Origin of the sequence: Iodobacter fluviatilis (assembly GCF_900451195.1) — a bacterium.
Classification (GTDB): Bacteria; Pseudomonadota; Gammaproteobacteria; order Burkholderiales; family Chitinibacteraceae; genus Iodobacter; species Iodobacter fluviatilis.
Genome location: NZ_UGHR01000001.1, coordinates 3,220,872 through 3,245,911, shown reverse-complemented (window position 1 = coordinate 3,245,911; position 25,040 = coordinate 3,220,872). Strand labels below are relative to the sequence as shown.

Annotated in this window: 21 protein-coding genes; 6 read left to right on the top strand and 15 right to left on the bottom strand. The window is 49.5% G+C overall.

The window, feature by feature from the left end:
- The first annotated feature begins 254 nt into the window (after window positions 1–254).
- A complete protein-coding gene (locus DYD62_RS14865) occupies window positions 255–1,721 on the top strand; it encodes a B12-binding domain-containing radical SAM protein (protein WP_115228087.1) in 1,467 nt (488 codons plus the stop codon).
- Here the strand turns inward: DYD62_RS14865 and DYD62_RS14860 are convergent.
- The 4 genes from DYD62_RS14860 to pepN form a co-directional block, all read right to left on the bottom strand.
- Window positions 1,718–2,434, bottom strand: a complete 717-nt coding sequence (locus tag DYD62_RS14860) for an SDR family oxidoreductase (RefSeq protein ID WP_115228086.1) — start codon at window positions 2,432–2,434, stop codon at window positions 1,718–1,720. The two genes, DYD62_RS14865 and DYD62_RS14860, sit on opposite strands and share 4 nt — an antisense overlap.
- A gap of 168 nt (window positions 2,435–2,602) precedes the next feature.
- Entirely contained in the window at window positions 2,603–3,373 is a 771-nt protein-coding gene (locus DYD62_RS14855; protein ID WP_115228085.1) for a sterol desaturase family protein, read from the bottom strand.
- A gap of 75 nt (window positions 3,374–3,448) precedes the next feature.
- A complete protein-coding gene (locus DYD62_RS14850; protein ID WP_233702920.1) occupies window positions 3,449–4,213 on the bottom strand; it encodes a PEP-CTERM sorting domain-containing protein in 765 nt (254 codons plus the stop codon).
- A 470-nt stretch (window positions 4,214–4,683) separates the two neighbouring features.
- Complete coding sequence (gene pepN, locus DYD62_RS14845; RefSeq protein ID WP_115228084.1) at window positions 4,684–7,302, bottom strand: aminopeptidase N; 2,619 nt, start codon at window positions 7,300–7,302, stop codon at window positions 4,684–4,686.
- Window positions 7,303–7,752: 450 nt separating this feature from the next.
- On the opposite strand from pepN, the gene DYD62_RS14840 reads away from it, so the two are divergent.
- From DYD62_RS14840 to rnk, 3 genes are all read left to right on the top strand, one after another.
- A complete protein-coding gene (locus DYD62_RS14840; protein ID WP_115228083.1) occupies window positions 7,753–9,414 on the top strand; it encodes a nitrite/sulfite reductase in 1,662 nt (553 codons plus the stop codon).
- On the top strand, window positions 9,414–9,914 hold the full coding sequence (locus tag DYD62_RS14835; protein WP_115228082.1) for a DUF934 domain-containing protein: 501 nt from the start codon (window positions 9,414–9,416) through the stop codon (window positions 9,912–9,914). The genes DYD62_RS14840 and DYD62_RS14835 overlap by 1 nt, the downstream gene beginning before the upstream one ends.
- A 144-nt stretch (window positions 9,915–10,058) precedes the next feature.
- Window positions 10,059–10,442: a nucleoside diphosphate kinase regulator gene (gene rnk / locus DYD62_RS14830; RefSeq protein ID WP_115228081.1), complete on the top strand. Its 384-nt coding sequence runs from the start codon at window positions 10,059–10,061 to the stop codon at window positions 10,440–10,442.
- A 54-nt stretch (window positions 10,443–10,496) separates the two neighbouring features.
- Here the strand turns inward: rnk and DYD62_RS14825 are convergent, their stop codons facing one another.
- The 11 genes from DYD62_RS14825 to DYD62_RS14775 form a co-directional block, all read right to left on the bottom strand.
- A complete protein-coding gene (locus DYD62_RS14825) occupies window positions 10,497–11,699 on the bottom strand; it encodes an EAL and HDOD domain-containing protein (RefSeq protein WP_115228080.1) in 1,203 nt (400 codons plus the stop codon).
- Window positions 11,700–11,800: 101 nt separating this feature from the next.
- Window positions 11,801–12,649 (bottom strand): uracil-DNA glycosylase, encoded by an 849-nt coding sequence (locus DYD62_RS14820; RefSeq protein WP_115228079.1) that lies wholly within the window; start codon window positions 12,647–12,649, stop codon window positions 11,801–11,803.
- A complete protein-coding gene (gene rimI / locus DYD62_RS14815) occupies window positions 12,649–13,098 on the bottom strand; it encodes a ribosomal protein S18-alanine N-acetyltransferase (RefSeq protein WP_115228078.1) in 450 nt (149 codons plus the stop codon). The genes DYD62_RS14820 and rimI overlap by 1 nt, the downstream gene beginning before the upstream one ends.
- Window positions 13,095–13,775 (bottom strand): tRNA (adenosine(37)-N6)-threonylcarbamoyltransferase complex dimerization subunit type 1 TsaB, encoded by a 681-nt coding sequence (gene tsaB / locus DYD62_RS14810; RefSeq protein WP_115228314.1) that lies wholly within the window; start codon window positions 13,773–13,775, stop codon window positions 13,095–13,097. Before tsaB ends, rimI begins: the two co-directional genes overlap by 4 nt.
- Window positions 13,776–13,958: 183 nt before the next feature.
- Window positions 13,959–14,171 carry a hypothetical protein gene (locus DYD62_RS14805; protein ID WP_046351320.1) on the bottom strand — a complete coding sequence of 71 codons (213 nt, stop codon included), beginning with the start codon at window positions 14,169–14,171 and terminating at the stop codon, window positions 13,959–13,961.
- A 419-nt stretch (window positions 14,172–14,590) separates the two neighbouring features.
- Window positions 14,591–15,409 carry a siderophore-interacting protein gene (locus DYD62_RS14800; protein ID WP_115228077.1) on the bottom strand — a complete coding sequence of 273 codons (819 nt, stop codon included), beginning with the start codon at window positions 15,407–15,409 and terminating at the stop codon, window positions 14,591–14,593.
- Between the two features lie 125 nt (window positions 15,410–15,534).
- Window positions 15,535–16,653, bottom strand: coding sequence for an ABC transporter ATP-binding protein (locus DYD62_RS14795; protein WP_115228076.1), 1,119 nt, complete (start codon window positions 16,651–16,653; stop codon window positions 15,535–15,537).
- A 113-nt stretch (window positions 16,654–16,766) separates the two neighbouring features.
- Window positions 16,767–17,417, bottom strand: a complete 651-nt coding sequence (locus DYD62_RS14790; RefSeq protein WP_115228075.1) for an ABC transporter permease — start codon at window positions 17,415–17,417, stop codon at window positions 16,767–16,769.
- Window position 17,418: 1 nt separating this feature from the next.
- The gene (locus DYD62_RS14785; RefSeq protein WP_115228074.1) at window positions 17,419–18,297 is read right to left on the bottom strand and encodes a glycine betaine ABC transporter substrate-binding protein; all 879 of its coding nucleotides are present in this window, start codon (window positions 18,295–18,297) and stop codon (window positions 17,419–17,421) included.
- Between the two features lie 12 nt (window positions 18,298–18,309).
- Entirely contained in the window at window positions 18,310–19,011 is a 702-nt protein-coding gene (locus DYD62_RS14780; protein WP_115228073.1) for an ABC transporter permease, read from the bottom strand.
- A 471-nt stretch (window positions 19,012–19,482) separates the two neighbouring features.
- A complete protein-coding gene (locus tag DYD62_RS14775; protein WP_115228072.1) occupies window positions 19,483–20,640 on the bottom strand; it encodes a benzoate/H(+) symporter BenE family transporter in 1,158 nt (385 codons plus the stop codon).
- A gap of 199 nt (window positions 20,641–20,839) precedes the next feature.
- Here DYD62_RS14775 and DYD62_RS14770 point away from each other — a divergent pair, with 199 nt between their 5' ends.
- Window positions 20,840–23,848 carry an autotransporter domain-containing protein gene (locus DYD62_RS14770; RefSeq protein ID WP_115228071.1) on the top strand — a complete coding sequence of 1,003 codons (3,009 nt, stop codon included), beginning with the start codon at window positions 20,840–20,842 and terminating at the stop codon, window positions 23,846–23,848.
- A gap of 315 nt (window positions 23,849–24,163) precedes the next feature.
- Complete coding sequence (locus tag DYD62_RS14765; protein WP_165928782.1) at window positions 24,164–24,979, top strand: phytanoyl-CoA dioxygenase family protein; 816 nt, start codon at window positions 24,164–24,166, stop codon at window positions 24,977–24,979.
- Window positions 24,980–25,040: the final 61 nt, after the last annotated feature.

Here is a 25,040-nt window from a genome sequence, read left to right as displayed (position 1 = left end):
CTCTGCTTGTATTTACGGTGATGGTTTGAAGGTTTCAAAAATAGTAGAAAGTTTGCTTTGTTGCTGGTTCTTTGTCAGTTCAGTGTTTTGCTTACGGTTGTTTTTTTGATGGCGGCGTTGGTTTTTCTGAAGAATTTAATTCTATAGAGCGAAAGCGGGTGAGGTATGACATTTTTTGCATTCCCTGTATTTGATCGCCGCCTGCGTTCATAAACCCGTAAAATGCCCCCCTTTGCCTCAGCCAGATGTCTGCCATGTCGATTATTCTTTCTACTCTCAACGCTCGCTACACCCATGCCTCCCTTGGGCTGCGCTATTTGCTGGCCAATATGGGTGATTTACAGGGTCAGACGCAGCTGGCGGAGTTTGTGATTGGCACCAAGACCACCGAAATTGTCGAGCAATTGTTGGCTAAACACCCCAAGATTATTGGTTTTGGCGTGTATATCTGGAATGTGGAGGAAACCGAGCGGGTAGTAGCGATGCTCAAACGCGTGGCGCCGCAGATCAAGATTATCTTAGGCGGCCCGGAGGTCTCTTATGAAAGCGCTGAGCAAAGTATTGTTAAGCTGGCGGATTATTTAATTACTGGCTGGGGCGAGGTGACTTTGCCGCAGCTTTGTAAGCAGATTTTGCAAGGCCCGCAACCCTTGATGAAAACGCATGTGGGTGTGCAGCCGCCGCTTAACGATTTGGCGCTGCCGTACTCCTTGTATACCGACGAAGATATTGCCCATCGCACATTGTATGTAGAAGCTTCGCGCGGCTGCCCGTTTAAGTGCGAGTTCTGTCTGTCGGCGCTGGATAAAACGGCGTGGCCCTTTGATTTGGATGTGTTTTTGGCCGAGATGGAAACGCTGTATCAGCGCGGGGCGCGGCTGTTTAAATTTGTAGATCGCACGTTTAATCTAAATATCAAATCCAGCTTAAAGATTATGCAGTTCTTTCTGGATAAAATTGCCGCCCATCCGGATGATCCGGTATTCGCTCACTTTGAAGTGGTGCCCGATCATTTGCCCGAAGCCCTGAAAGCGGGCATTAGTCAGTTTCCTGCCGGTGCTTTGCAATTTGAGATCGGCATTCAGAGCTTTAATCCTGAGGTGCAAGCCTTGGTGAGCCGTAAGCAAAACAATGAAAAGGCGGCGGATAATATTTCTTGGCTGATCAATCATTCGCACGCGCATTTGCATGTGGATTTGATTGCTGGTCTGCCAGGGGAAGATATGGCGAGTTTTGGCCGGGGCTTTGATCAGCTTTATGCCCTGCGCCCGCATGAAATTCAATTTGGTATTTTAAAACGTCTGCGTGGCACGCCTATTATTCGCCATACCGAGGATTTTGGCATGGTGTATGACAGCTTCCCGCCGTACACCATTCTTGCAAATAATGTGATCGACTTTGCCACCATGCAGCGTCTGGTACGTTTTTCCCGTTATTGGGATTTAGTGGCTAATTCGGGCCGCTTTGCCAACACTCTGCCGGTGCTGTTGGGTCATTCGCCATTTGATCGATTTATGAGTTTTAGCGATTGGCTGTATCAAAACACCGATGCCACGCACCGGATTGCCTTGGACAGATTGGCAAAGCTGGTGGAGCAATGGTTGCAGGAGCAGGGAATTGAAGATGCCGCGAGCTTGCTGGCATCCGATTATGCGGGCAAGCCCAAGCGGGGTAAAAGTGGTGTTGCCCCGCTCAGGCAGGCGATGCATTTACAGGCTTAAGCCCAGGCTGCGCCACCATTAAGATGGATGGTGCTGCCGTTCAGATAGGCATTACTCAGGGCAAATAGGGCAGCTTGAGCGTAGTCCTCACCCGTTCCTAGTTTGCCCAGTGGCAGCTGGGTGGCCAGTTTTTGCAGTGCGGCATCATCCAGTACGCTGGATAGCAGTGGGGTATGCATAGGGCCGGGGTTAATGACATTAATGCGGCGTGGAGCTAGCTCGCTGACCAAAGAGCGTGCGAGGCTTTCTACGGCGCTGGCCGCTGCTGCCACCACCGACATAGCAGGGCGTGGGCGCAGGCTAACCATGCCTGATGTCATAACAATAGAGCCATGCTCTGGCATCAGAGGCACCGCAGCACGGATCGCCATCACTGCACCCCAGAAGCGCGAATCCATGCTAATGCGTAATTGCTCCAGTGATCCTTCCAGTAAACGCGCTGGGGCGTTGTTTGCTGCAGTAATAACCAGATGATCCATGTGATCAATGCCTTTAAAAAAGGCATTGACGGATGCTTCTTCGCCAATTTCCAGCGTGGCACCGGCAGCATTGGGGCCCAGATCTACCAGTACCTGAGCAAGTTGTTCTGCATTTCTTGCCCCGATATAAACACGTGCTCCCTCTTGAATCGCGAGCCGAGCTGTAGCCAGACCAAGACCGGAGCTGCCGCCCAAGATCACAATCATTTGCCCGTTAAGTGCTGATGCATGCATGGTGTGACGCCTCGTTGCTTTGAAAATTAAGTTGTTATAATACTAGACCGGTCGATTAATTATTTGTGCAAACTAGGCTGCTTGAATGAACATTAAAGCATTGATTTTATGCTTTAGGAGGCGTAAGGCCATTTTTAGCGCAGAAAAGGTGTTGATCGGGCCTCGCAGTTACTTATCATTACTTAGAGTAGACGTGGTTACAGGCGCAAGGCCATAAGATTTGGGCCACACTTTGGGCACAAAATAACTGCCAAATAGCAAATCTAGGCAGGGCAGCATGGAGGCAAAGTTTACATTTTGTTTTTCATTCTGATTGTGATGCCAGTGGTGGTAAGCGGGGGTCGCAATCATCTTCTCTATAAAGCCAAAGCGCCAGCGGATGTTGGCGTGCAGGAAAAACCCCCAAAATACGCCAATAAAAATCACCAGCATGGGCGATGCAGCCTGATTGGCCTGTCCGGCAAATCCAAGTAAATACATTGGGATGATGCTAAATAGCCGTGTGAAAATAATATCGGCAGGATGGGCGCGGGTATTCACCAAAAAATGAATATGTTCGGCACTATGATGCAGGGCGTGAAACCGCCAAAGCAAGGGAATCTGATGGCAGAGGCGGTGTGCCCAATAGAAGGTGATCTCTCCAATTAAAAACACTGCAATAAAACTGATGATTAGGGGAAGTTGTGCAACGGACTGGCTAAGCTGTGGCGGGGTGATATGTGCAGAGAGGCGGGCGATAAAAGCAACCGGCAGGCTCATTAAAGCGGCAGGCAGCAGGCCATTAATAAAATATAGCGCCAGATCTTTGAATAGTTGCGCTCTGGAAATACGCTCTGTTTGCCGGGTAAATAAGCGCTCCAGCGGTATAAAGACGATGCATAAAATAAATAACCAGAGCGCCAGTCGAAAGCTGTCTATCGCTAGAGTATGAAGAGTCATGGTTGTGCTTTTTATTAGTAGTTGTAAAAGGCCATCCCAACTGCAGGTTTTTCATTGGGACAGCCTTTTTTCTTATTATTTTTTAGCGCGACGGCGTGCGACCAAAGCAACTAAACCTAAGCCCATCAGCGCATAGGTTTCAGGTTCTGGAACAGGGGTAACAGGGACAAGGCTGATATTATCAATCATGGCAAAAGGGGGTTCACCTGTGGGCGTACCCTTGGCCAAAAAGGCGAGTGTTTCAGTCGTATTTTTTGCTTCAAAAGTAAATTCTTTAAAGCTCCAGTCATTAAAACCTTTTGATCCTACGGATTTAATTTCTGTTGAAACTGGGGCTTGATTACCAAAGTAAACTTCCCAGTTTGAAGTGGTTTCGCCAGTTCTATCGGTAAACTGGCCGGCAGCCCATTCAAATGTCAGTGTATATTTATTGCCAATGACTAAATTATTAATATTTTGCCAAATCTTGGTGTTGGCATATGCACCGTCAGAGCCTAAAAAATTGCCGCCGTTATGACTTTGTTTGAAGCCATTGTCTGAAAAACGCCCTTCGCTACCTTGTGGGCCCCACATGAAAATATTGGTACCTTTTGATGCGGTATTTTCTGATGCAAAACCGGTCTTGTCGGCGTTTTTATCTAAGATAAAGTTAAAGCCGAAGTGGGTAGCATCGTAATCAGATGTCCAACCTGTCGCATTAGTGATTGCGCCCAGCTGGCCAACCCCGTTGCTGGTTAATTCAAAATCACCGTTGTAAACCAGGTTGTTTAATGTGGCCTGAGCTGAAAAGCTGCTAATAGAAATCAAGATGGCGGCTAAAGCTGTGCTGTTAAGTTTCATTGTTTCGTCCAGTAAGTTTATATTAATCAGGTAGATTTATATTAATAGCAGTATGACTGCGGTTTGTAGTCTAACTAATTAATTGTTTTTTTAATATTGTATGGGTGAATATTAGATTTCGTTGTTTATGTTATATTGTTAATTATTAAATTATAATATTTCTTTATTTTGTTTTTGCTGTTTGTTCAGCCCGCTTTTTTGTTTGGTTGTCTAAATTAATTACGGTGTGTTTTTTTAGTAAGCATTTCTTCAATTAAATTTAATTAAAGAAAAATGTTGTTTTTTTGCACTTTATAAAATTATTTTTGTTGATGGATGTATTTTTGAATTGGTTTACTTTTATGGAGGGTGGAGCGCTATAAAGGGAGTATTCAATATAGTAAGGATTTAAAATGTAAAAACGGGTGAAGCACTGAAAAATGCTTCACCCGTTTTATGTCAGCTCAGATAAATTAAGCCAATGGCCTTGTTTAGCTTAAAGATTTATTCACAATCTCAGCCAGATCACTGGATAGCTCACTTTGCTGAGCAATGCGTTGCAGCTCGGCCTGCATCATTTGCTTGCGTTGCGGCTCCATTTTTTTCCAGCGGTTAAAGCTGGAAGCTAGGCGGGCAGCGACTTGTGGGTTGATTTTGTCGAGTTCGATAATCCGGTCTGCGGCAAAAGCGTAGCCATAGCCATCTGCTGCATGGAAATGCACTGCATTTTGCAGGCAGAAACCCATGACCAGCGAGCGCACTTTATTCGGGTTTTTAATTGAAAACGCCGGATGATCCATCAGAGCCTGTACCCGGCTGAGGGCACCGGGGCGGCGGCTGGTGGATTGCAGGGCAAACCATTTATCCATCACCAGCGCATCGTCGTGCCATTGCACCGCAAAATCAGCCAGCTGTGCTTCGCCGCCATCGCGGTTGACCAGTGCTTTAAGCGCAGCAAGCCTATCGGTCATATTGTCGGAAAGACGATATTGCTTAGTGAGCAGCTCGGTGACAAGGGGCTCGTCCAGCTCGGCTAAGTAATCCAGACAGATGTTTTTCAGGCTGCGTTTACCGGCGTTTTCATACTGGTAGGCGCTGCCATCATTGAGCTTATTATAAGTTGCAATTAGCTCGGCGCGTAATTCGCGGGCGATCTGCGCTTTAATACTGCGATGCACCTGATGCAGGCGGGCTGGGTTGACTTCATCCAGCTGCTCCAGCAGATAGTTTTCGCGTGGCAGCTCCAGCATCAGGGCAATCAGCGAAGGATCAAGTTTTTCGCTTAATACTTTACGCAGCGCATTGATAAAGCTTGCAGGGGCCAAAGGCTGCTCTTCGTTGCTGGCGTAAAGTGCCAGCAGCAGGTTCTTGGCGAAGGTATTGGCCGCTTCCCAGCGATTAAAGGCGTCGCTGTCGTTGGCCATCAGAAACACCAGTTCTGCATCGCTGTAAGCGTAGTTGAGCTTCACAGGTGCAGAGAAATCACGCAGCAAGGATGGCGTTGGCGCTTCGTCAATATTGATAAAGCTGAAGCTGTGGCTGGCTGCGGTAAGCTCTAGTACGCGTGTTGTGCCCTGCGCTTCTGCTTCGCCTGCTAATTGCAGCGGTAAGTCTTTGCCGTGCTTATCTAAGAGGCCCAATGCCAATGGGATGTGGAATGGGCGTTTTTCGTCCTGGCCCGGTGTGGCCGGGCAGCTTTGCTGGATATTCAGGGTATATGTTTTGGCTGCGGCATCATATTGGCTAGTGATGGCCAATTCTGGTGTGCCTGCTTGCTTATACCATTCTTCAAACTGAGTGAGATCAACACCATTTGCATCACTCATGGCGGCGCGGAAATCATCACACGTTACGGCCTGGCCATCGTGGCGTTTAAAGTAGAGATCCATCCCCTTACGGAAACCTTCGCGGCCTAAGAGGGTGGCATACATGCGCACCACTTCCGAGCCTTTCTCGTAAATGGTCATGGTGTAGAAGTTGTTAATTTCTGAGTAAGCCTCAGGGCGAACCGAGTGTGCTTGCGGGCCAGCGTCTTCGGCAAATTGCATTTCGCGCAGGGCTTTCACATTATTGATGCGCTCCACCGAGCGGCTGCCGATATCGCTAGAGAATTCCTGATCACGATAAACCGTTAGCCCTTCTTTAAGGCTGAGCTGGAACCAATCGCGGCAAGTCACACGGTTGCCGGTCCAGTTATGGAAGTATTCGTGCGCAACTACGGCATCAATGCCGTCAAAATCCACATCGGTGGCGGTTTCAGGCTTGGCCAGCACATATTTTGTGTTGAAAATATTCAGGCCTTTGTTTTCCATCGCGCCCATATTGAAGTCGCTGGTGGCAACGATCATATAGGTATCCAGATCGTATTCAAGGCCAAAGCGTTCTTCATCCCAGCGCATGGCTTTTTTAATGGCGGCCATGGCGTGATGGCATTTATCCAAATTGCCCGGCTCTACAAAAATCTCCAGCGCCACTTGGCGGCCACTTGGTGTGGTGTGCTGATCGGCCAGCATGACTAATTTACCTGCAACCAGCGCAAACAGATAAGCCGGTTTTTTAAACGGATCAACCCATTTTACCCAGTGACGGTTTTTATCCATCTGGCCGCTGTCTACGCGATTGCCATTAGAAAGTAGCACAGGGTAGCGGGTTTTATCTGCAATGATGGTGGTGGTAAATTTAGCCATCACATCAGGGCGATCTAAATAATAAGTAATCTTGCGAAAGCCTTCGGCCTCGCATTGGGTAATAAAATTACCGCTCGAAACATACAAGCCATTTAAGCTGGTGTTAGTGAGCGGGTTAATCATCGTAACGATTTCCAGAATGGCTTCGTCCGGCATGGTCGCAATGATTAAACCCGTAGCCGAAACCGTATAAGCATCCGCTTTCAGTGGCGCGCCGTCTAACTTGATCGATTCAAGTGTCAGCTCTTCGCCTGCCAGCTGCAAAGGCAATTCTGGGGCAGCCTCGGGGTTGCGCTTGAGTACCAGGCGAGATTTAACCCGGGTCTGGCTCTCTTCCAGTTCAAAAGTAAGATCCACCCGGTCGATCAAAAAGGCTGGCGGGGTGTAATCGAGGCGATTAATTGGGGTGCTTTGGAGTGTCATGCTATGGATTCAAAGTTCGATTGAAATGCGAGGATACTCTTCGTGCAAGAGCCGTGTAAATAAAACACCGTTGTGGATATCCCATATGATTGGCCGGTGCCAGAAAAGAGCAAGGTAAATACTTAGCTTTATTTCTTTATTTCTTTTTTTCTGTAAAGCGCTGGGGTGCTGTGCTTTCTGTGCTTTAAGCCTTAAATTTTTGCCAGGTATACCCCGTTTGAGGGGCTTATCATTATGCAAAACATCAGTGTATATGCCGATTGCAGCCTAACCTTATTCAAAAATAGTCATTTAGTTTGCAAAGTGCCGCTGGTATAGTCCTATGGATAAATTGGCTTTTAAGCTAAGCACACTCGGGTAGACAATCTCTGCAGGTAGTGAGATTTTCTGCCCTTTTTATTGCAGCTTTAATAGCAGCGAATAGACCGATCTCTTTTTTGGATGATTCAGATGTATATCTACGACGACTACGACCAACGCATCGTAGACCAGCGTGTGGTTCAGTACCGTGATCAAACTCGCCGCTTTTTGGCTGGCGAGCTGAGTGATGAGGAGTTTCGCCCGCTTCGTTTGCAAAATGGCCTGTATATCCAGCGCCATGCCCCTATGCTGCGCGTGGCGATTCCCTATGGGCATTTAAGCAGTACGCAATTGCGTAAACTGGCCGAAATTGCACGTAAATATGATAAAGATTATGCGCACTTCACCACCCGCCAGAATCTGCAATATAACTGGCCCAAATTAGAAGATGTGCCTGATATTCTGGCGGAATTAGCTACGGTGCAAATGCACGCTATTCAAACATCGGGTAATTGTATTCGTAATACCACCTCGGATCAGTTTGCCGGTGTGGCTCATGATGAAATACTTGATCCGCGCCCTTGGTGCGAGATTATTCGCCAGTGGTCTACTTTCCATCCTGAATTTGCTCATTTACCGCGTAAATTTAAAATTGCCGTCAATGGTGCAGTGGAAGATCGCGCGGCAATCTGGGTGCACGATATTGGTTTAAATGTTGTAAAAAATGAAGCGGGTGAAATTGGCTTTAAAGTGATTGTGGGTGGTGGTCTTGGCCGCACGCCGATTATAGGTAGCGTGATTCGTGAGTTTTTGCCCTGTGTTCATTTACTGACTTATCTGGATGCGGTATTGCGCGTTTATAACCGCTATGGCCGGCGTGATAATAAATATAAAGCGCGGATTAAAATTCTGGTTAAAGCCATGACGCCAGAAGCCTTTGCCAGCAAAGTTGAAACAGAATGGGCGTTTGTAAAAGATGGCCCGCAAACTTTAACGGCTGCCGAAATTGACAGAATGAAAGGCTTCTTTACCGTGCCGGATTACACTGCTTTTGCAGGGGACGATGCAGGCTTTGTTCAGCAGAAAATAGAAAATAAAGGCTTTGCACGCTGGGCAGAGCGCAATGTGTTTAAGCATAAACAAGCGGGCTATGCCGCTGTAACGCTCAGCCTTAAAAAGCATGGTGTTGCACCTGGTGACGCATCAAGCGATCAGTTGGCCGCTGTGGCTGATTTGGCCGACGCTTATTCTTTTGGTGAATTGCGTGTTTCGCACGAGCAGAATTTAATTCTGGCCGATGTAAAACAAGCCGATTTATTTGAGCTTTGGGAAAAAGCGAAAGCAATTGGTTTTGCTACGCCTAATATCGGCTTAATGACTGATGTGATTTGCTGCCCTGGTGGCGATTTCTGCTCGCTTGCAAATGCCAAATCAATCCCGATTGCCATTGCCATTCAGGAGCGTTTTGATAATTTAGATTATCTACACGATCTGGGCGAAATTGATTTAAATATGTCGGGCTGTATGAATGCCTGTGGTCATCACCATGTGGGTAATATCGGTATTTTAGGCGTCGATAAAAACGGCTCCGAATGGTATCAGGTGTCTTTAGGTGGGCGTCAGGGTAATGGCGCGGCATTGGCTAAAGTGGTCGGGCCTTCTTTTGCTCAGGAACAAATGCCGGACGTGATTGAAAAAATCATCGCGGTATTTGTTGAGAATCGCTTGGGTGAAGAGCGTTTTATTGATGTGTTTGATCGCATTGGTATGCAGCCCTTTAAAACCCGTGTTTATGCAAAGGAGATTGCATAATGGCGCGCATGATTAAAGACGCTGAAATTGTGAATTGTGATGCACAACTGCTGCGCCTTGAGGGCGATGGCAGCTTTGCTGAGTTGCCGGCTAGTGGCTTGGTGATAGTGCCGCTGGCTCAGTATTTAGCGCAGAAAACAGCGCTAATTAGTCGTGGCGATGTTGGTGTATGGTTCGCCCCGGATGATGAGCCCGAAAGCCTGGGCGCAGATGCTGCCAGCCTTACGTTGATTGCTGTGGAATTCCCTGCCTTTACCGATGGACGTGGTTTTTCAATTGGACGTTTATTGCGTGAGCGTTTTGGCTTTGTGGGCGAATTGCGCGCCTTTGGTGATGTATTTAAAGACACAATGGGTTATTTAAAGCGCTGTGGTTTTAATGCCTTTGTGGTGAATAGTGATAAAAATCTGGAAGATGCCCTTTTGGGTTTAAATGATTTTCCAGAGGCTTATCAAACAGGCCTTGATCAGCAGCAGCCTTTATTCAGACGCCGCACGTAAATATTATTAAATGATATTTAAAACCCCTTTTTTAAAGGGGTTTTTTTACGCCTGAAATCTGCAAGGGGAACTACTTTTTATAAATAGCGTCTAATCGCTATTATTCTATTAATGCCTGTTTGACAGGCGGGTTTGGAGATCTGAATGAGTGCATTGCCCCCCATTACTGTGTCGACATTAGATAGCGATCGTCTTTATGCTTTGCTCGATAAATTGCCTGCAGATGCTTTTCCTGATGCAGATGCCTTAGAGGCGGAGCTGGGCCGGGCCACGGTGCTGGAGCAAGCCGATATGCCAGATGATGTGGTGACGATGCACTCTACCGCGCGCTTTTTAATGACGCCGGGTAATAAAGAGTTTGAGCTGACTTTATGTTTCCCCCATGAAATTGATGGTGCTGCGGGCAAGGTATCTGTGACGGCACCGGTAGGGAGCGCTTTATTGGGTTTATCCGTGGGGCAAAGCATTGACTGGCCTGCACCAGGTGGTCATGAGGTAAAAGTAAAAATATTAAGCGTCAGCAGGTAATATCAGGTAAATAAAATAACACCGGCATATATATATGTGCGGTGTTTTTTTTGCTCAGCCTAATTCATTGGCCCAGCTCATGGCGCTGAGCAGGGCATCAAAATCGCTGGGTATTTCATGGCTGAGCTGAGGGTCGTTATCTTCAGCAAGTAATGCCTGATTGAGTAATTCCCCCAGTGCATTGTTTCTGCCTGTGAGTGCATCCCGCACATCATCATTTAAATTTAGTGGTTCAATTAGCTCCTGCAGCGGCGCATTAAAGAGCACATCAATTAAAGAAAACATCCCGACCATAAAGGCCTGATCTGCAAAGCTTTGATCGCGTGGTTTTTTCTTTAATGCGAGCAGCTCCATAAATTTACCGCGAATTGCCGCTGTTTGAACCAGTGGATTGCTGCCGATATTTTTTCCGGATTGCTGCACATAGGCTAAGAGATGAATCCAGCGGCCCAGCTGGCGACGGCCTAATACGGTAATGGCTGCAGCAAGGCTGTCTATTTTCTTGGGTGTGCCTGAGCCGACTGAATTAACGAGTTTAAGCAAATTAATCGTCAGATCTGGGGAATGCTTAAATGACAATTCAATATCGTGATTATCCGCATTGCTATTAATTAGCCCCAATAAACGCAATAAAGCCATTTGTGATGGCTGGGGTTTGCTGCCCGATAATATGGTTGGTTTGGCAAAGTAATAGCCTTGGAATAAATCAAACCCCAGCTGCATGCAAAGCTGGTGCTGGTCGGGGTTATCTACTTTTTCTGCCAGAATTTGCAATGGATAGGGGCGAAGCTCTTTGATCAGGGCGCTCATTTGCGCGGCCTGCATATCCATGACTTCCAGTTTGGCGAAGCTTAAATGAGGAAGAAGGGCTTTTTGTGTGTCATCCAGATGAATGATGTCATCTAGGGCGAGCTTAAAGCCTTTCTTTTTGAGTGCGAGGCAGCGCTCAATAATGGTCGGCGTGATTTCTACTGTTTCGAGGATTTCTAAAACGACCTGCTGTGGCGGAAGTAATTCTAGGACGTCAGACATGAGTAAATCTGCGCTGACATTGATAAAGCCCAGTTTGTCCCCCAGCACACTGCTTGCCCCTAATGTGCTGAAAGCATGCTGAATGACATCCAGCGTGGCCAGAAAATCATCGGGAACGATGGCCTCATTGCGATGGCTGCTGTTTCTGAAGAGCAATTCATAAGCCACCAGCTCTTGCTGGCGGTTAAGAATGGGCTGTCGTCCCAGATGATATGAGTTTTGCATGGCAGTCTGAGCAGAGAGAGGTGAGTAATGCAGTCTAGTCGCTAATTTTTAAGACAGGAGAGATCACTTTTACTTTGTTGCTGCCCGACAAGATAATCGGTTTAAAGCAAGGGCTTGCTGAGCGTGGCTTTCAGCCTAAGCAGGTCATGCCATGCGCGGGATTTATCCGGTAAGTTGCGAAGCAGGTAGCTTGGGTTGTAGCTGACAACCAGCGGGATTTGCTTGTAGTGCTGGAGTTTTTCTCTTAAGACGCTGACCGGCTCGTCGCTTTCCAGTAAAGTTTTGAGCGCAAAACGGCCTACAACAAATAATGATTTGGGCTGTAGCAGCTCAATCTGGCGTTTTAAAAATGGGGCGCATTGCTCCGCTTCGACAGCCTGCGGGTTGCGTTTGCCGGGTGTGCGGCATTTTAGGATATTGGCTTTGTAAACCAGCGTGTCTTCGCCAATGGCGGCCAGCATATTGTCCAGCAGCCTGCCTGCTTCAACCGGAAACGGGCTAAGTTGTGCTTCATCATCATGATCCGGGGCTTCACCCAGTACCATAATATTGGGCTGCATCGGCCCGGTGCCAAATACGGGCTGCTCATTGTTTTTCTGACGGCTCTGGCAAAGCGGGCAGGCAGTGCAGCTGCTGACCGCACTTTGCAGCTCATCCCAGTTCATTATGGCAATGCGTTTTGAGCGCTCGTCTTCTGGCTTGTTGTTGGCAGGAATAGTGACTGGCGGGGGGCTGAACTTGGGTGTGCTCACCAGCGGCGCAAGGGCCTGATGTGCCGCGACTGCGACAGGAGACAAGCCTTGCGGGCGTACGCCAGCAACGGGTGCTGCAACGGGTGCTGCAACGGGTGCGGCGGGGGCTGCGCTTATTTGCAGCTCAGGCAGAATGGCTGTGCGTACCCATACCGGGTTCAGGCCCAGTTCTTCCAGTATCAGCGCCCGGCGGCTCATCAGGCTTTACTCATCATCATTGCAAAAATCAGGGCGTCTTCCCGGCCCGCACCACTGGTGGCGGGGTAGTAGGCAGGGCGAATGCCGGTTTCGGCAAAGCCTGCTGATTCATAAAAACGCCGGGCTTTGCGATTGGATTCGCGAACTTCTAAAAACAGGCTTTGAGCGCCGTTTTTTGCCAGCTTTTGAGTCAAGGTGTTAAATATGATTTGTCCAAGGCCTTTCCCTTGTAGTTTGGGCTGCACCGCGATGAGTAGTAATTCGGCCTCATCAACCATTTTCATGGCAACGGCAAAGGCTGAAAGCTCGGTGTTGCCATCAATGCCAAGGCAAACATCGGCTTTTAAAGAGTGCTGCCAGTGGCTGATATCCCATGGGTGCGAATTGGTAGCGGCATCCAGCGCCATCAGTTGCGGAATATCGCTGGCATTTAAATCACGCACTTTCATTTTTTAATCCGCTCGTGAGTCTTAAGGGCCACTTTATTACGCAGGTAAACCAGTTCGGCATCTTGTGCGGCAAGCCCTTTTCCGGCGGCAAGATCAGCCAGAGCCAGTTTAAGAATGTCTTTAGCGTGCGGGAAGCGTTCTGCATTGGCACCGTTGAGCTGAGCGCCAAGGCGTTGTCTGAGCGTTTCGCCATAAGCTGCAAACCCGCTGCCTGCCCCCAGCCAGTTGCTGCCATCTGGCAGCGGTATGCTGTCCGGATCGCTCAGGCAAGGCTCGATCATGGTTTGCCAGACGTCTGCTTCCTTGCGATAAGCCGCGCAATAGACTTGATTCATGCGGGCATCAAGGCACACATACACCTGATCGGCATGGCAGCCTTCGGCCAGTGCCGCTAAGGTGGAAACGCCCAATACCGGCACATCACGTGCAAAGGCCAGTCCTTGGGTAATGCCCGCTGCGATACGCAGGCCGGTAAATGAACCAGGGCCATTACCAAAGGCAATACCTTCGATGTCTTCCATGCTGAGCTGGCATTCTTCCAGTAGGGAGGCAAGAGCAGGAAGAATCATTTCCGCGTGTTTTTGCCCCGCGGGCCAGTCACGGGCAACGATGCCCTCTGCGGTGCTGATGGCGAGGGAAAGATATTCGGTCGAGGTGTCGAGTGCAAGATAGGGCATGGGCGGGCAGAAAAACAGATAAGGCCTGATTCTACCATGTGCGCTGCTATTGCAGGCTTTGTGAATAGGGTGCTTAAGGTTAAAAGCCAGCACTTTGTGCTTTTTTGCAGATTGGCAGCGCCCATGTAAAAAGCCCACGTTGTCGTGGGCTTTTGAATGAACTGCTTAGCTTAGATTACAAAATCAGTGAAATTGCACTTGAATTTGTTGTTTGGCTAAAGCTGCGGCGCTGTTTAAAACGCTGTGCAACTTATTGTCGTGTGCTTGGGGTGCTGCTTGCCAGTCAGTGACTGGTTTTTTTTGCTTGCCGTGACAAACGACGATTTGGTACCAACCTTCCATGCCTGTGTGGCGGGTGGAGGGACGTGCTTCTACGATAAAATCAAATTGTGCCATGATGGCTCCTAGTAAATGGCCATCCAGACATTGGATGGCAAAGCACCAAAAGAAGAGCACCTGGTTCGGGGAGAACTTGCAGAAAAGCTGAGAAGGCTTGCTGGATAGTACTGCTACAAACACATTGCGAATGAAGATATTCGCTTTACAAGGTTATGCTCAATCAAATTAGTGAGGTGATTGTTGCTGGCTTCTTATTTCTTGTCAATGCTTTTTTGTGTTTTTTAGTAAAAAAGTGCAAGTTACAGCATTTTCTTATGTCTTTGTTCTGTAATAATTTGTTTTTAAAGCATAAATAAGCAGGGCGCCACTTTGCCAAGAATGGCGGCCTGCATTGAGTAAAACAGGAAACAAATTAATTGCTTTCCTGTTTGTTTCTAAGGGTGACAGAATTTGCTGGTTTCTGTGAAGTGCAGCGCTTAAGCTGGCGTCAGAACTTCATCCATGATGCGGTGGCGCTCGTCATGATAGGCCTCTTCGCTGTGTTGGTATTTCCAGTAGGGTACGATGTAGCAATGGCTTACGCTTAGCCTCTTATTAATACGTAAATATTTGCGTATTTGCACCACGGCTTCAGTTTCACCCGCAATCGTCGCAGAGACTGATCCTTGCGGCCAGGGTAGATCAAACACAGCTTGTGGCAGCAGGGCGCTTGGCGTGCTGTTGACCAGCCATACAATATTCACCCCCGCTGGATGGCTCAGGTGCTGCTGATCTGCCTCACTGGTGATCTCTATAAAAGCAGTGCCAACGGCATTTTCAGGCAGGGCTTCAAGCACGGTGCTGATTGCAGGCAGGGCAGATAAGTCACCTGCTAATAAGAAGTAATCTGCAGCCGGATTAAGGCGTGCTGGGCCACTGGGGCCGGCTAAGCCAACATCATCACCTATTTGTGCATGTTGCGCCCAGTATGAAGCCGGGCCATATTCATCATGAATCACAAAATCAACGGTCAGCGTTTGTTGCATGGCGTCAAAATGGCGGACAGTATAGGTGCGTACTACAGGGCGGTTTTGTGCTGGAGGCCAGATTAATCCTTTTGGCCCGGCCGTTGGCAGCATGAGTGCCTGGCCTTGCTGAGGTAAAAGGAGTTTGATATGTGCGCCATCACAATGGTTTGGAAAGCCGTTTAGCCCTGGGCCGCCCAGTGTGAGCCGTTGCAGGTGAGGCGTAAGCCGAAGGCTTTGCAGTACTTGCAGTTTACGCGGTGCTTGTTTAGGCGAGGATTCCTGACTCATGGCAGCTCACTTTTTCTACGGCTTTTGAAAAAGCTACATTATCATTAATGATAATTATTATCAATTGTTTGGCTGGGGCTTGTTTTCGTTAATACGGCCACCACGAGTGGGTGGCCGTATGCTTTTTACCGCGCCGGGGCGCTTAAGTGGCGGGCGATATCGTCTTGCGAGATTTCACCTTGATAGTTGTTGTCATCATCCACAATCGGCATCCATACCAGATTGTGTTCATAAAGCTTGGAAAGAATCACTCGCAAATTATCGCTGGCCTGGGCGGTTACTTCGAAGGGGTGAAGCTTATCGAGACAAATGCCGCTGGCGTTGCGGATTTCTTTGCGGGATACATAGCCCAGAGGTGTGGCTTTATCGTCAACAATGGTTAGAAAACGCTGCTCGTTTTCATCCATTAAGCTAAATGCTGTTTTTAAATCGGTAGAAGGTTGTGCTGTTAGGGTGGTTTGGCCATCGCAGACTTGGCCTGCATTAATGAGGAGCAGGCGTTTTAAGGTGCGGTCCTGGCCTACAAAAGAGCCTACAAAATCGTTTTCAGGTGCGGCCAGCAGCTGATCTGGCGTGGCGTGCTGCACAATCTGCCCTTGCCTGAAGATCGCAATGCGATCGCCCAGCTTAATCGCTTCGTCAATATCGTGGCTCACCATGAGCACTGTTTTATTGAGCTTGCGCTGCATCAGTAAGAATTCATTTTGAATCGATTCGCGGTTGATTGGATCGACCGCGCCAAAGGGCTCGTCCATCAGCAGGACGGGGGCATCGGCAGCGAGGGCGCGAATCACGCCAATACGCTGCTGCTGCCCGCCCGACATTTCGCGCGGGTAGCGGCTGAGAAAGCGATTAGGGTCGAGTGCCACCATATCCATCAGTTCTCTGGCCCGCTCGCGGCTTTTCTTTTTATCCCAGCCTAATAGCTTTGGAACGATGCAAATGTTTTCTTCGATGGTCATATTCGGGAATAGACCAATTTGCTGAATTACATAGCCAATCTGGCGGCGCAATGCCACCACGTCCATTTCTTGGGTATCCTGGCCATTAATTAAAATACGGCCTGAAGTGGGGTTAATCAGGCGATTCACCATTTTAAGCGTGGTGGTTTTACCGCAGCCTGATGGGCCAAGGAAAACGCAGATTTTGCCTTCTTCGACTTGTAAATTCACGCTATTCACTGCAGTAACGGTTTGGCCATTTTTTTGGGTAAATGTTTTAGTGAGATTTTCTAGCTTAATCATGAGCTGTCCCCTTGTGAGGTGGTGCTGAATGAGCGATTCGGTTTGTCATTACATCGTCGTGGGGCTGATTGCACTCACGCCGGTGAAACGGCTTTGTATTTTTTTACACGAAATTAGGAGCGGATCCCTTTGGGTGTAAGGTAGTGCTGGATGCGATTGAGGATGAGGTCCATCACAATGGCGAGCAGGCTGATCATTACTGCACCCGCGATCAGCTGGCGGATGTCGCTCTGGCTAATGCCATGCAAAATCAAGAGGCCAAGGCCACCTGCGCCGATGGTGCTGGCAATGGCCATCACACCGATATTCATCACCACGGCGGTACGAATGCCACCAAAAATAAGGGGTACGGCCAGCGGTAGCTCTACCCAGCACAGGCGCTGGAAAAAGCTCATGCCCAGTCCCTTGCAGGATTCGCGGATACTTGGATCAATTTGCTGCAATGCGGTGTGGGTATTGCGGATAATCGGCAGGAGTGAATATAAAAACACCGCCGAAATCGCTGGCACATAACCGATTCCTTGGTTGATCATCGAAAACAGCGGGATCATCAAGCCAAACAGTGCAATTGATGGGGTGGTCAGCACGACCGTAGCAAGGCCGAGTACCCAGGGCGCCAGCGAGGGGAGCCGCACAATCAGTACGCCTATTGGTACGCCCAGCAATATGGCAAAGCCAACGGCAATGGAGACCAGCATCATGTGCTCTCGGGTTAATCCCAGAATAAAGCTGCTGTTTTCCCAAATATAGTGAATGGTTTCCATCTTATTTTCCTTGCAGTAAGCCTTTGTCTTTCAGGAACTGAGCGGCCACTTCGTCCACACGCAGGTGTTCAATATCTACTTTGGCGTTAAGCGTAGAGATCGTGTCGTTGTCGAGCAGTGCAGACAGGGTGTTGAGGGCGTCTTCAAGGCCGGGGTTGGCATCCAGTACGGATTTTTCTACGACAGGTGTTGCCGCGTAGCTGGGGAAAAAGTGCAGATCGTCTTCGAGAATAATAAAATCAAAGCCTTTGACTCGGCCGTCGGTGGCATAAACTAGGCCTACTTCCACAAAACCATCACGGATGGCGTTGTAAACCAATCCAGAATTCATTTGCTTCATTTGCGGGCGATCAAGCGTGAGCTGATATTTCTCTCGCATCGGCGCTAAGCCATCTGGCCGGCCTGCAAATTCGATGTCCAGCCCGAGTTTCCAGTCCTTATGCTGGTTAAATTCTTTAGCCAACTCGCTCATGGTGGTGATGCCCAACTCCTCTGCACGTTTGCGCTGCATGGCAAAGGCGTAGGTGTTGTTCATGGCGGCGGGTTGTAGCCAGACAAGGCCATTGGGAATATCCAGCTCCTTCACTTTTGCATAGCTTTGCTCTGGGTTTACTTCGGTGAGCTTGTGATAAACGATCAGCGCTGTGCCGGTGTAATCCCAAACCAGATCCAGCTGTTTGTTGATCAGCGCGCCACGCATGATCACGCTGGGTAGATCGGTGGTAGTGGAGATTTCAAAGCCTTTGCTGACCAGATATTGCCTAGTCATGGCTGAGAGCAAATGTTGCTCGGTAAAGTCTTTGCTGCCCAGACGAATGGGGGCTGCGCTGGCCAGACTGGCGATCAGCATCAGGCTGACCGAGAGGAAAAATCGTTGCATGACTCACTCCTTTTAGTTTGATGCTCGTTTGGCAAAAATATGGCCAATACGGGCAACGGCTTGATCGAGTGTCAGCGCCACAATGGCGGTTGCACCTGCCCCTACTAAGAGCTGGGTTTGATTATTTAAAAAGATGCCGGGGAAAATGAGCTCGCCATAGCTGCTGGCACCGATCAGGAAGGTCAGCGGCACTGTGCCCACATTGATTACCAGAGCTAGGCGGATACCCACCAGAATAACGGGGGCGGCATTGGGTAGCTCCACATGCCAAAGGCTTTGTCCGGGGGTCATGCCAAGACCGCGTGCGGCTTCAAGCAGGGCGGGCGATACGCCGCAAAGACCGGCGTAAGTGTTGCGGACAATCGGCAGAAGCGAGGCTAAAAACAGCGCAATGATGGCGGGCTTGTCGCCAATACCAACTAGGACCATAGCCAGAGCCAGTACGGCGAGCGGGGGGAGGGTGTTGCCAATATTAAAAAGTTGCAATATGGGCTCGGCGAAGCGTCTGGCCCTGCTCCGGCTGAGTAAAATGCCCGCAGGCAGGCCAACAATTAAGGCTAAGAGCATCGAGTAGCCAGCAAGCCGAAGATGTTGCTGGCCAAGGTAGATGAGATCGCTTTGGTAGGTTTTTAGCCACATAGGTTGCGACTGAATCAGGGCGAAGATCGCTGCCAAAAAGGCAATGAACAGGCCGCGTTTAAGATGCACAGACATGTGCTGACTCCTTTCTTGTAGAGCGTAAAAATCCGCTCGCAATGATGAGAGTGACAACTTAAATGTTGAGGGTTGCCTAGCTTAGGGATGTTTGAAGCCTGTTTTTTGCACTGAGCAGAAACACGCAACACCCCAGCGATTATGCAAAATCGCAAAGTGAATGCACTGGCTGAAGCCGCGATAATGTTTCACAGCTTGTTTCGAGCAAAATACTAAGGGCTTAACGCCACAGTATCGTCAGTGCAATAAGAGAGGTTTTCAGGCCTTGATCACCGCTTTCTAAGGGTGATTTTTAATAGAAGAGGACAGTTTTTATCACGATGCCAAGTGAAATTGCAATGTAAATGTAAGACATTGTAATTAATTGTGACGGTTGATTTCATCACAATGTCATGGCTTTTTTTGCCATGTTGCGCTCATTCTCACTGCATAAAGCAAGAGAGGCGCATGTTTTTATGATTCTTTGTTTTATCAGCGTTTTTTCATGATTAATAAAGCAATTGTGCCTGCGGTTAAACCCCAGAATGCCGCGCCAATTCCTAAAAGTGAAATGCCTGAGAGTGTGACTAAAAAGGTGACTAAAGCAGGCTCGCGAATTTGCTCATCGCTCATCGCGGCGCTCAGCCCATTGGCGATCGTGCCCAGTAGGGCGAGGCCGGCAATCGCCAATACCAGGGCTTTGGGAAAGGCGGTAAAGAGCGCCCCAATCGTTGCGCCAAAAACACCCAGCAATAAATAAAAACCACCAGCGGCAATGCTGGCTTTATAGCGCTGAGCGGGGTCTTCATGCGCCTCTTTGCCCATACAAATGGCGGCAGTAATGGCGGCTAAATTGAGCGAGAAGCAACCAAAGGGAGCAAGTAATAAAGTGGTGATGCCCGTCCAGCTGATTAAAGGTGAAATGGGCGTGTTGTAACCATTGGCCCGAATCACCGCTACACCAGGCATATTTTGGGACGCCATCGTCACGACAAACAGTGGTATGCCAATGCTGAGCATGGTTTGCCAGTTAAAAACCGGCATCATGAATTCTGGCCTGGCAAAGGCGATCTCTACTTCTTCTATATGTAATAAGCCCTGTCCTGCCGCAATTGGGATTCCCAGTAGCAATACCAACATGATGGCGTAGCGCGGCCAAAATCTTTTGCAGATTAAATAAGCAATGAACATGGCAAAGACAAGGACGAATTGGCTCTGCATCTCGGTAAAAATATTGATGCCAAAACGGGCTAAAACCCCTGCCAACATGGCGGCTGCAATCGGCAAGGGAATGCGGCTCATGATGCGTTCAAACCAGCCGGTGATACCACTTAAGGTAATTAGTGCTGCGCAAAACATAAATGCTGCAATCGCTTCCCCCATGGGAATGCCCTGCAAACTGCCTGCCAGTAGTGCTGCTCCCGGCGTGGACCATGCGGTAACGATTGGGTTTTTATAACGCAGCGATAAACCAATGCAGGTGATCCCCATTCCCATCCCAAGCGCCCACATCCAGGAAGCCAGCTGTCCTGGTGTTGCGCCCGCAGCCGTGGCGGCCTGAAAAACAATCGCGGCAGAGCTGGTAAAGCCCACTAAAACCGTGACAAAACCGGCGGTTAAAAGTGGCAGGGAGCTGGAGGTTTGTCGCATGGCTTTCGCTCAAAAAGAGGGAGAGCATGGATCATGCAGCCGGGCGGGGTGTTTGACCAGAAAAGATGGGGGGTAAGCGCGGGTGTTGCAAATTTCAGACTGAAGTTTGAAAAAATTGCACCTCGCATATGATAGTTAGCTAATATGCGGCTCCGCTCGATTTGGGTAGCGGAAAATCATCACAATTAATGAGTATTTTATGACTTCCCCATTACGGCAACTCTCTGCCGCCTTGCTGTGTTTTGTTATTTTTTTTCTGCCCGTGAAAGCTTGGGCCATGCAAATTTTTGTAAAGACGCTGACAAGTAAAACCATCACGCTTGATGTTGAAGCCAGTGATTTAATCGAAAATGTAAAAGCCAAAATTCAGGATAAAGAGGGCATTCCGCCCGATGAGCAAATTTTGAAATTTGCCGGTCTGGTGCTGGAAGAGGGCCGCACTTTATCTGATTACAATATTCAGAAAGAATCGACGCTTATTTTATCTTTGCCACCAGCGCCAGCGCCAACAGGCTCGCTGACTTTTGCGCTTTCGGGCAAGGTCAGCGTGGTCGTGGGAAACACCTTTAAAAATGTCGCTGTACCTTCATTAAGCGGGGGCGGCTATGGCGCGGTGATCTACAGTAGTGACAACCCGGCGCTAGCATCGGTTGATGCGGCGGGGCAAGTGACTGCGCATCGTGAGGGCCAGGTGGTGATTACGGCCAGCCAGATGGCTGTTGCGGGGATCAATACGGCAGTCAGCCAGTCTTATACATTAGATATTCAGCCGCTGCCGGTGCCCACTCTGACCTTTGCTGTGCCTGATCGGGCAAGCGTATTGGCGGGCCGTCTGTTTAATAATGCAGCGATTTCCAGCTTAAGCGGCGGCCGCTACGGGGTGATTTCTTATCAGAGCGCAAACACGGAGATTGCCTCGGTGGATGCCAGTAGTGGTGCCGTGACTGCGCTTCGTGCCGGAAACACCGTCATCACCGCAAGCCAGGCCTCGGTGGCCGGGGTCAATGCACAGGCGATGCAGTCTTATGTACTGACTGTTGCTCCCCTGCCTGTTGCCACATTGACCTTTGCCATCCCGGGCTCGGCCTCAGTCGTGCAGGGCCAGACCCTGCTGAACAGGGCCACTTCAAACGGCGAAGGCGTAATCAGCTACCAGAGTGCCAATCCTGACATCGCAACCGTTAACGCCAGTACGGGAGAGGTGAATGCGCTGGCTGCGGGCGTTGTGGTGATTACGGCAAGCCAGGCGGCGGTGCCGGGGGTGAGCGCAGTATCCGTACAAAGTTACACCCTGACGGTGACGCTGCGCCCAGTTCTGACCTTTGCCAGCCCGGATGCCGGTACTGTGGTGCTGGGCGGCACATTTAAAAATGTGGCTAGGTCATCTGCCACAGCGGCAGAGATTTCATACCGCAGTGCTCATCCTGATATCGCAACGGTTGATCCTGTAAGTGGAGAGGTCACCCCCGTTCGTGCCGGAACCGTTGTGATTACGGCGGCTCAGGCGGCCGTGCCGGGTGTCAGTGCCGCTGCGGAGCAGAGCTATATTCTGACGGTTAAGCCGATTCCTGAGGTATCTAAAGTAGTTCAGGCAGTGGTGCAAAGTAATAGCAGCCAGAACACGATTGCTCTTGTGAGTGGTGTGGGTGTGGTTCGCAGTATTGAGCTGCTGAGCCAGCCACAGCATGGCGTGTTAATGATCAGCAGGGGCGCGGGCAGCGCAGAAGGCGGCATTGTTCCTAGCCTTCGGTATACCCCGCATGCTGCTTATACGGGGGCCGATCAGTTTACTTATTTGCTTGGTGATTTTCAGGGTGGCGTCACCGTGGTGTCTGTTGCTTTGCAAGTGAACCCGCCACCGCCGGTGTTAAAAAACCTTGTGGCAAGCAGCACTTCGGGAACGCCTATTTTAGTGGATGCAGGGGCTGAGGCCAGTGGCGGGCCGTTTACTTCACTGACTTTACAGTCGATACCTGCGCACTGCCGTGTTGAGGTGCAGGGCACCCGCTTGCTGATTACGCCTGATGCGCAATTTACGGGTGTGTTGTCAGTTGATTATCTGCTGAGTAATGCTTATGGCTCTTCGATCGGGCAGCTGACGGTGAATGTGGCTGCACGGACTGATCCGGCAAAAGATCAAGAAGTATTGGGTTTGCTGGCCGCACAGGCCGATGCGGTTCGCCGCATGGCAAGCGCTCAGCTGGGCCATTTTAACCGCCGCCTAGAGCGCTTACACAATCAGAAGGGAAGTGATTTTGATCTGGACATCAGGCATAAGTCGCTGAATATGACGCCTTACTTAAAAGCGGCTGCAGATACCTGCGCTTTAAGCGTGGCTCAGGAAGATGGTAAAGAAGCTTGCGCGGATCAAGCTTCTGCCCGCGAGCAAACAGCATTCTGGCTTGCTGGTTCAGTGGGGTTTGGGCAGCAAAATGAGTCGGATATTCGCTTTCAGAGCGACAGCATCAGCATGGGGGCCGATTTTCGGCTGAATGAGCAGTTAACCGCGGGGCTGGGGGCTGGTTTTAATGTGGAGCGCAGTGAGCATGGTCGTCAGGGTAGCCTGAGCAAGCATCGTGGCGGCGTATTGGCTGTGTATGGCTCATTACGCCCCGGCAGCAATGTATTTATTGATGGCGTGGCTGCGTATGGGCAGCTGGATTTCGAGCTGAATCGCTATATAACGGCAACAGGCAGTATGGCCAATGGTCAGCGAGATGGTGAACAGGTTTTTGGCTCGCTGTCGGCAGGCTATGAATATCGGGATGAGGCGCTGATGATTTCTCCTTATGGCCGGCTGGAGCTGATGTCGTCTAAATTGGCCGCCTATAACGAGGCCGCTGCGGGCCGTCAGGGTTTAAGTTTTGATGCGCAAACTATCCGCATGTTTACTGCTAAAGCGGGCGTGCAGGGCGAGCGGCATTTTCAGTGGGGCACAGCTAAGTTGCTACCGCGTTTTAAACTTGAATATCAGCGCCGTTTTGAAGCGGCGGATGAGGCCGGGATCCGTTATGGTGATTTAGGCCAAGCTGGCCAGCACTATTCCGCTTCATTGGGCTCAGCCAGTCAGCATCAGGGTCTGATTGAGCTTGGAAACCGTTTTGTGCTTACAAAAAATATGGATTTAAATTTTTCTTATGGGCATTTGTTGAATCGCCAGCAGGGAGATGAGCAGACACTGAGCCTGGATGCCGTATTCAGGTTTTAGCCGTCTGCCAGAGGCATTCTGAGGGGCCGGATTGATTGCACAGGCAATTCATCCGGCCCCTTTGTGTTTGGATTGACCAAACGCGGCTGAATTCCGGCGTTTTCAGATTGCTGGGCCTATTTTATGAAGGGCTTCGTTTCTAATTAAATAGCAAGTATGTTGGCGTAAGTAGCTGTTTATGCCATTAAAAATGCTGATCTGAATCAATATCTGCAGGGTTGTTAGGGATTTCCAAGGTATGAAACCCTGTGGCAGCGCGGGACGCAGCTAAATGCGGGCTGTTACAATTTAACTTTATTTGCCGGAGTCACGGCCTTGCTTGCTGAATTTTGTCTGCCTGTTGATTTAGCCCGGTTGCGTAAACGCTTTAAAGCAGATGGCGTGGTGCTGTTGCGTGGCTTTGTCTCGAGGGCGCGTGTGAATAAAATTCGTACAGTGGCTATGGCCGCAGTAGAGCAGCGCCTGCCTCCGTTTGAGCTTGAGGCCGAGCTGGGCTACCCTGGTGCGCCTGAATCGACGGGAGTTGAAGGCGGCGGCACAATAAGGCGCTTACGAAATATGGCGGGCCGGGATCCTGTGTTTGCAGAATGGGCAGGGGATGCTCTGCTGCTTTCGCTGATCAGTGCTTTGCTGGATACGCCGCACATCACCCTTACTCAGGCACATCACAATAGTTTAATGAGTAAGCAGCCCAGCTTTAGCAGCGATACACGCTGGCACCGCGATATGCGCTATTGGCGTTTTGACCGGCCAGAATTAGTTTCTGCATGGTTGTCTTTGGGTAAAGAAACCACTGAAAACGGAGGCTTGGGCTTTATTGCCGGATCGCATCGGGTTGATTTTCCTGAAGATGCTTATGACAAGCGTGAGTTCTTAATGGCAGATCATCCGGAAGCCACGCCCTGGGTGGATCTTGCTGTGTTCCCTGAGCTTGAGGCAGGCGATGTTGTGTTGTTTGACGCGCGCACTTTTCATGCTGCCAGCAGGAATCGTACGGCTTTGACTAAATATTCTTTGGTGTACAGCTATCACGCCAGCAACAATTTGCCTCAGGAAGGCTCGCGTTCTGCTAGCCTGCCAGGGCTTGCTTTTCATGTGGCAGCGCAGCAGCCGGAGGGTGTAAATTTGTAAGTAAGGGTGGTTTTTCTGCAGAAAATTCATGGTGTGGAAATATTTCAGACCAGTAATCGCC

Bases quoted from the DNA above. Each gene is read 5' to 3' on its own strand.
- DYD62_RS14865 (WP_115228087.1), top strand. From the start codon at position 255: ATGTCGATTATTCTTTCTACTCTCAACGCTCGCTACACCCATGCCTCC.
- DYD62_RS14860 (WP_115228086.1), bottom strand. From the start codon at position 2,434: ATGCATGCATCAGCACTTAACGGGCAAATGATTGTGATCTTGGGCGGC.
- DYD62_RS14855 (WP_115228085.1), bottom strand. From the start codon at position 3,373: ATGACTCTTCATACTCTAGCGATAGACAGCTTTCGACTGGCGCTCTGG.
- DYD62_RS14850 (WP_233702920.1), bottom strand. From the start codon at position 4,213: ATGAAACTTAACAGCACAGCTTTAGCCGCCATCTTGATTTCTATTAGC.
- pepN (WP_115228084.1), bottom strand. From the start codon at position 7,302: ATGACACTCCAAAGCACCCCAATTAATCGCCTCGATTACACCCCGCCA.
- DYD62_RS14840 (WP_115228083.1), top strand. From the start codon at position 7,753: ATGTATATCTACGACGACTACGACCAACGCATCGTAGACCAGCGTGTG.
- DYD62_RS14835 (WP_115228082.1), top strand. From the start codon at position 9,414: ATGGCGCGCATGATTAAAGACGCTGAAATTGTGAATTGTGATGCACAA.
- rnk (WP_115228081.1), top strand. From the start codon at position 10,059: ATGAGTGCATTGCCCCCCATTACTGTGTCGACATTAGATAGCGATCGT.
- DYD62_RS14825 (WP_115228080.1), bottom strand. From the start codon at position 11,699: ATGCAAAACTCATATCATCTGGGACGACAGCCCATTCTTAACCGCCAG.
- DYD62_RS14820 (WP_115228079.1), bottom strand. From the start codon at position 12,649: ATGAGCCGCCGGGCGCTGATACTGGAAGAACTGGGCCTGAACCCGGTA.
- rimI (WP_115228078.1), bottom strand. From the start codon at position 13,098: ATGAAAGTGCGTGATTTAAATGCCAGCGATATTCCGCAACTGATGGCG.
- tsaB (WP_115228314.1), bottom strand. From the start codon at position 13,775: ATGCCCTATCTTGCACTCGACACCTCGACCGAATATCTTTCCCTCGCC.
- DYD62_RS14805 (WP_046351320.1), bottom strand. From the start codon at position 14,171: ATGGCACAATTTGATTTTATCGTAGAAGCACGTCCCTCCACCCGCCAC.
- DYD62_RS14800 (WP_115228077.1), bottom strand. From the start codon at position 15,409: ATGAGTCAGGAATCCTCGCCTAAACAAGCACCGCGTAAACTGCAAGTA.
- DYD62_RS14795 (WP_115228076.1), bottom strand. From the start codon at position 16,653: ATGATTAAGCTAGAAAATCTCACTAAAACATTTACCCAAAAAAATGGC.
- DYD62_RS14790 (WP_115228075.1), bottom strand. From the start codon at position 17,417: ATGGAAACCATTCACTATATTTGGGAAAACAGCAGCTTTATTCTGGGA.
- DYD62_RS14785 (WP_115228074.1), bottom strand. From the start codon at position 18,297: ATGCAACGATTTTTCCTCTCGGTCAGCCTGATGCTGATCGCCAGTCTG.
- DYD62_RS14780 (WP_115228073.1), bottom strand. From the start codon at position 19,011: ATGTCTGTGCATCTTAAACGCGGCCTGTTCATTGCCTTTTTGGCAGCG.
- DYD62_RS14775 (WP_115228072.1), bottom strand. From the start codon at position 20,640: ATGCGACAAACCTCCAGCTCCCTGCCACTTTTAACCGCCGGTTTTGTC.
- DYD62_RS14770 (WP_115228071.1), top strand. From the start codon at position 20,840: ATGACTTCCCCATTACGGCAACTCTCTGCCGCCTTGCTGTGTTTTGTT.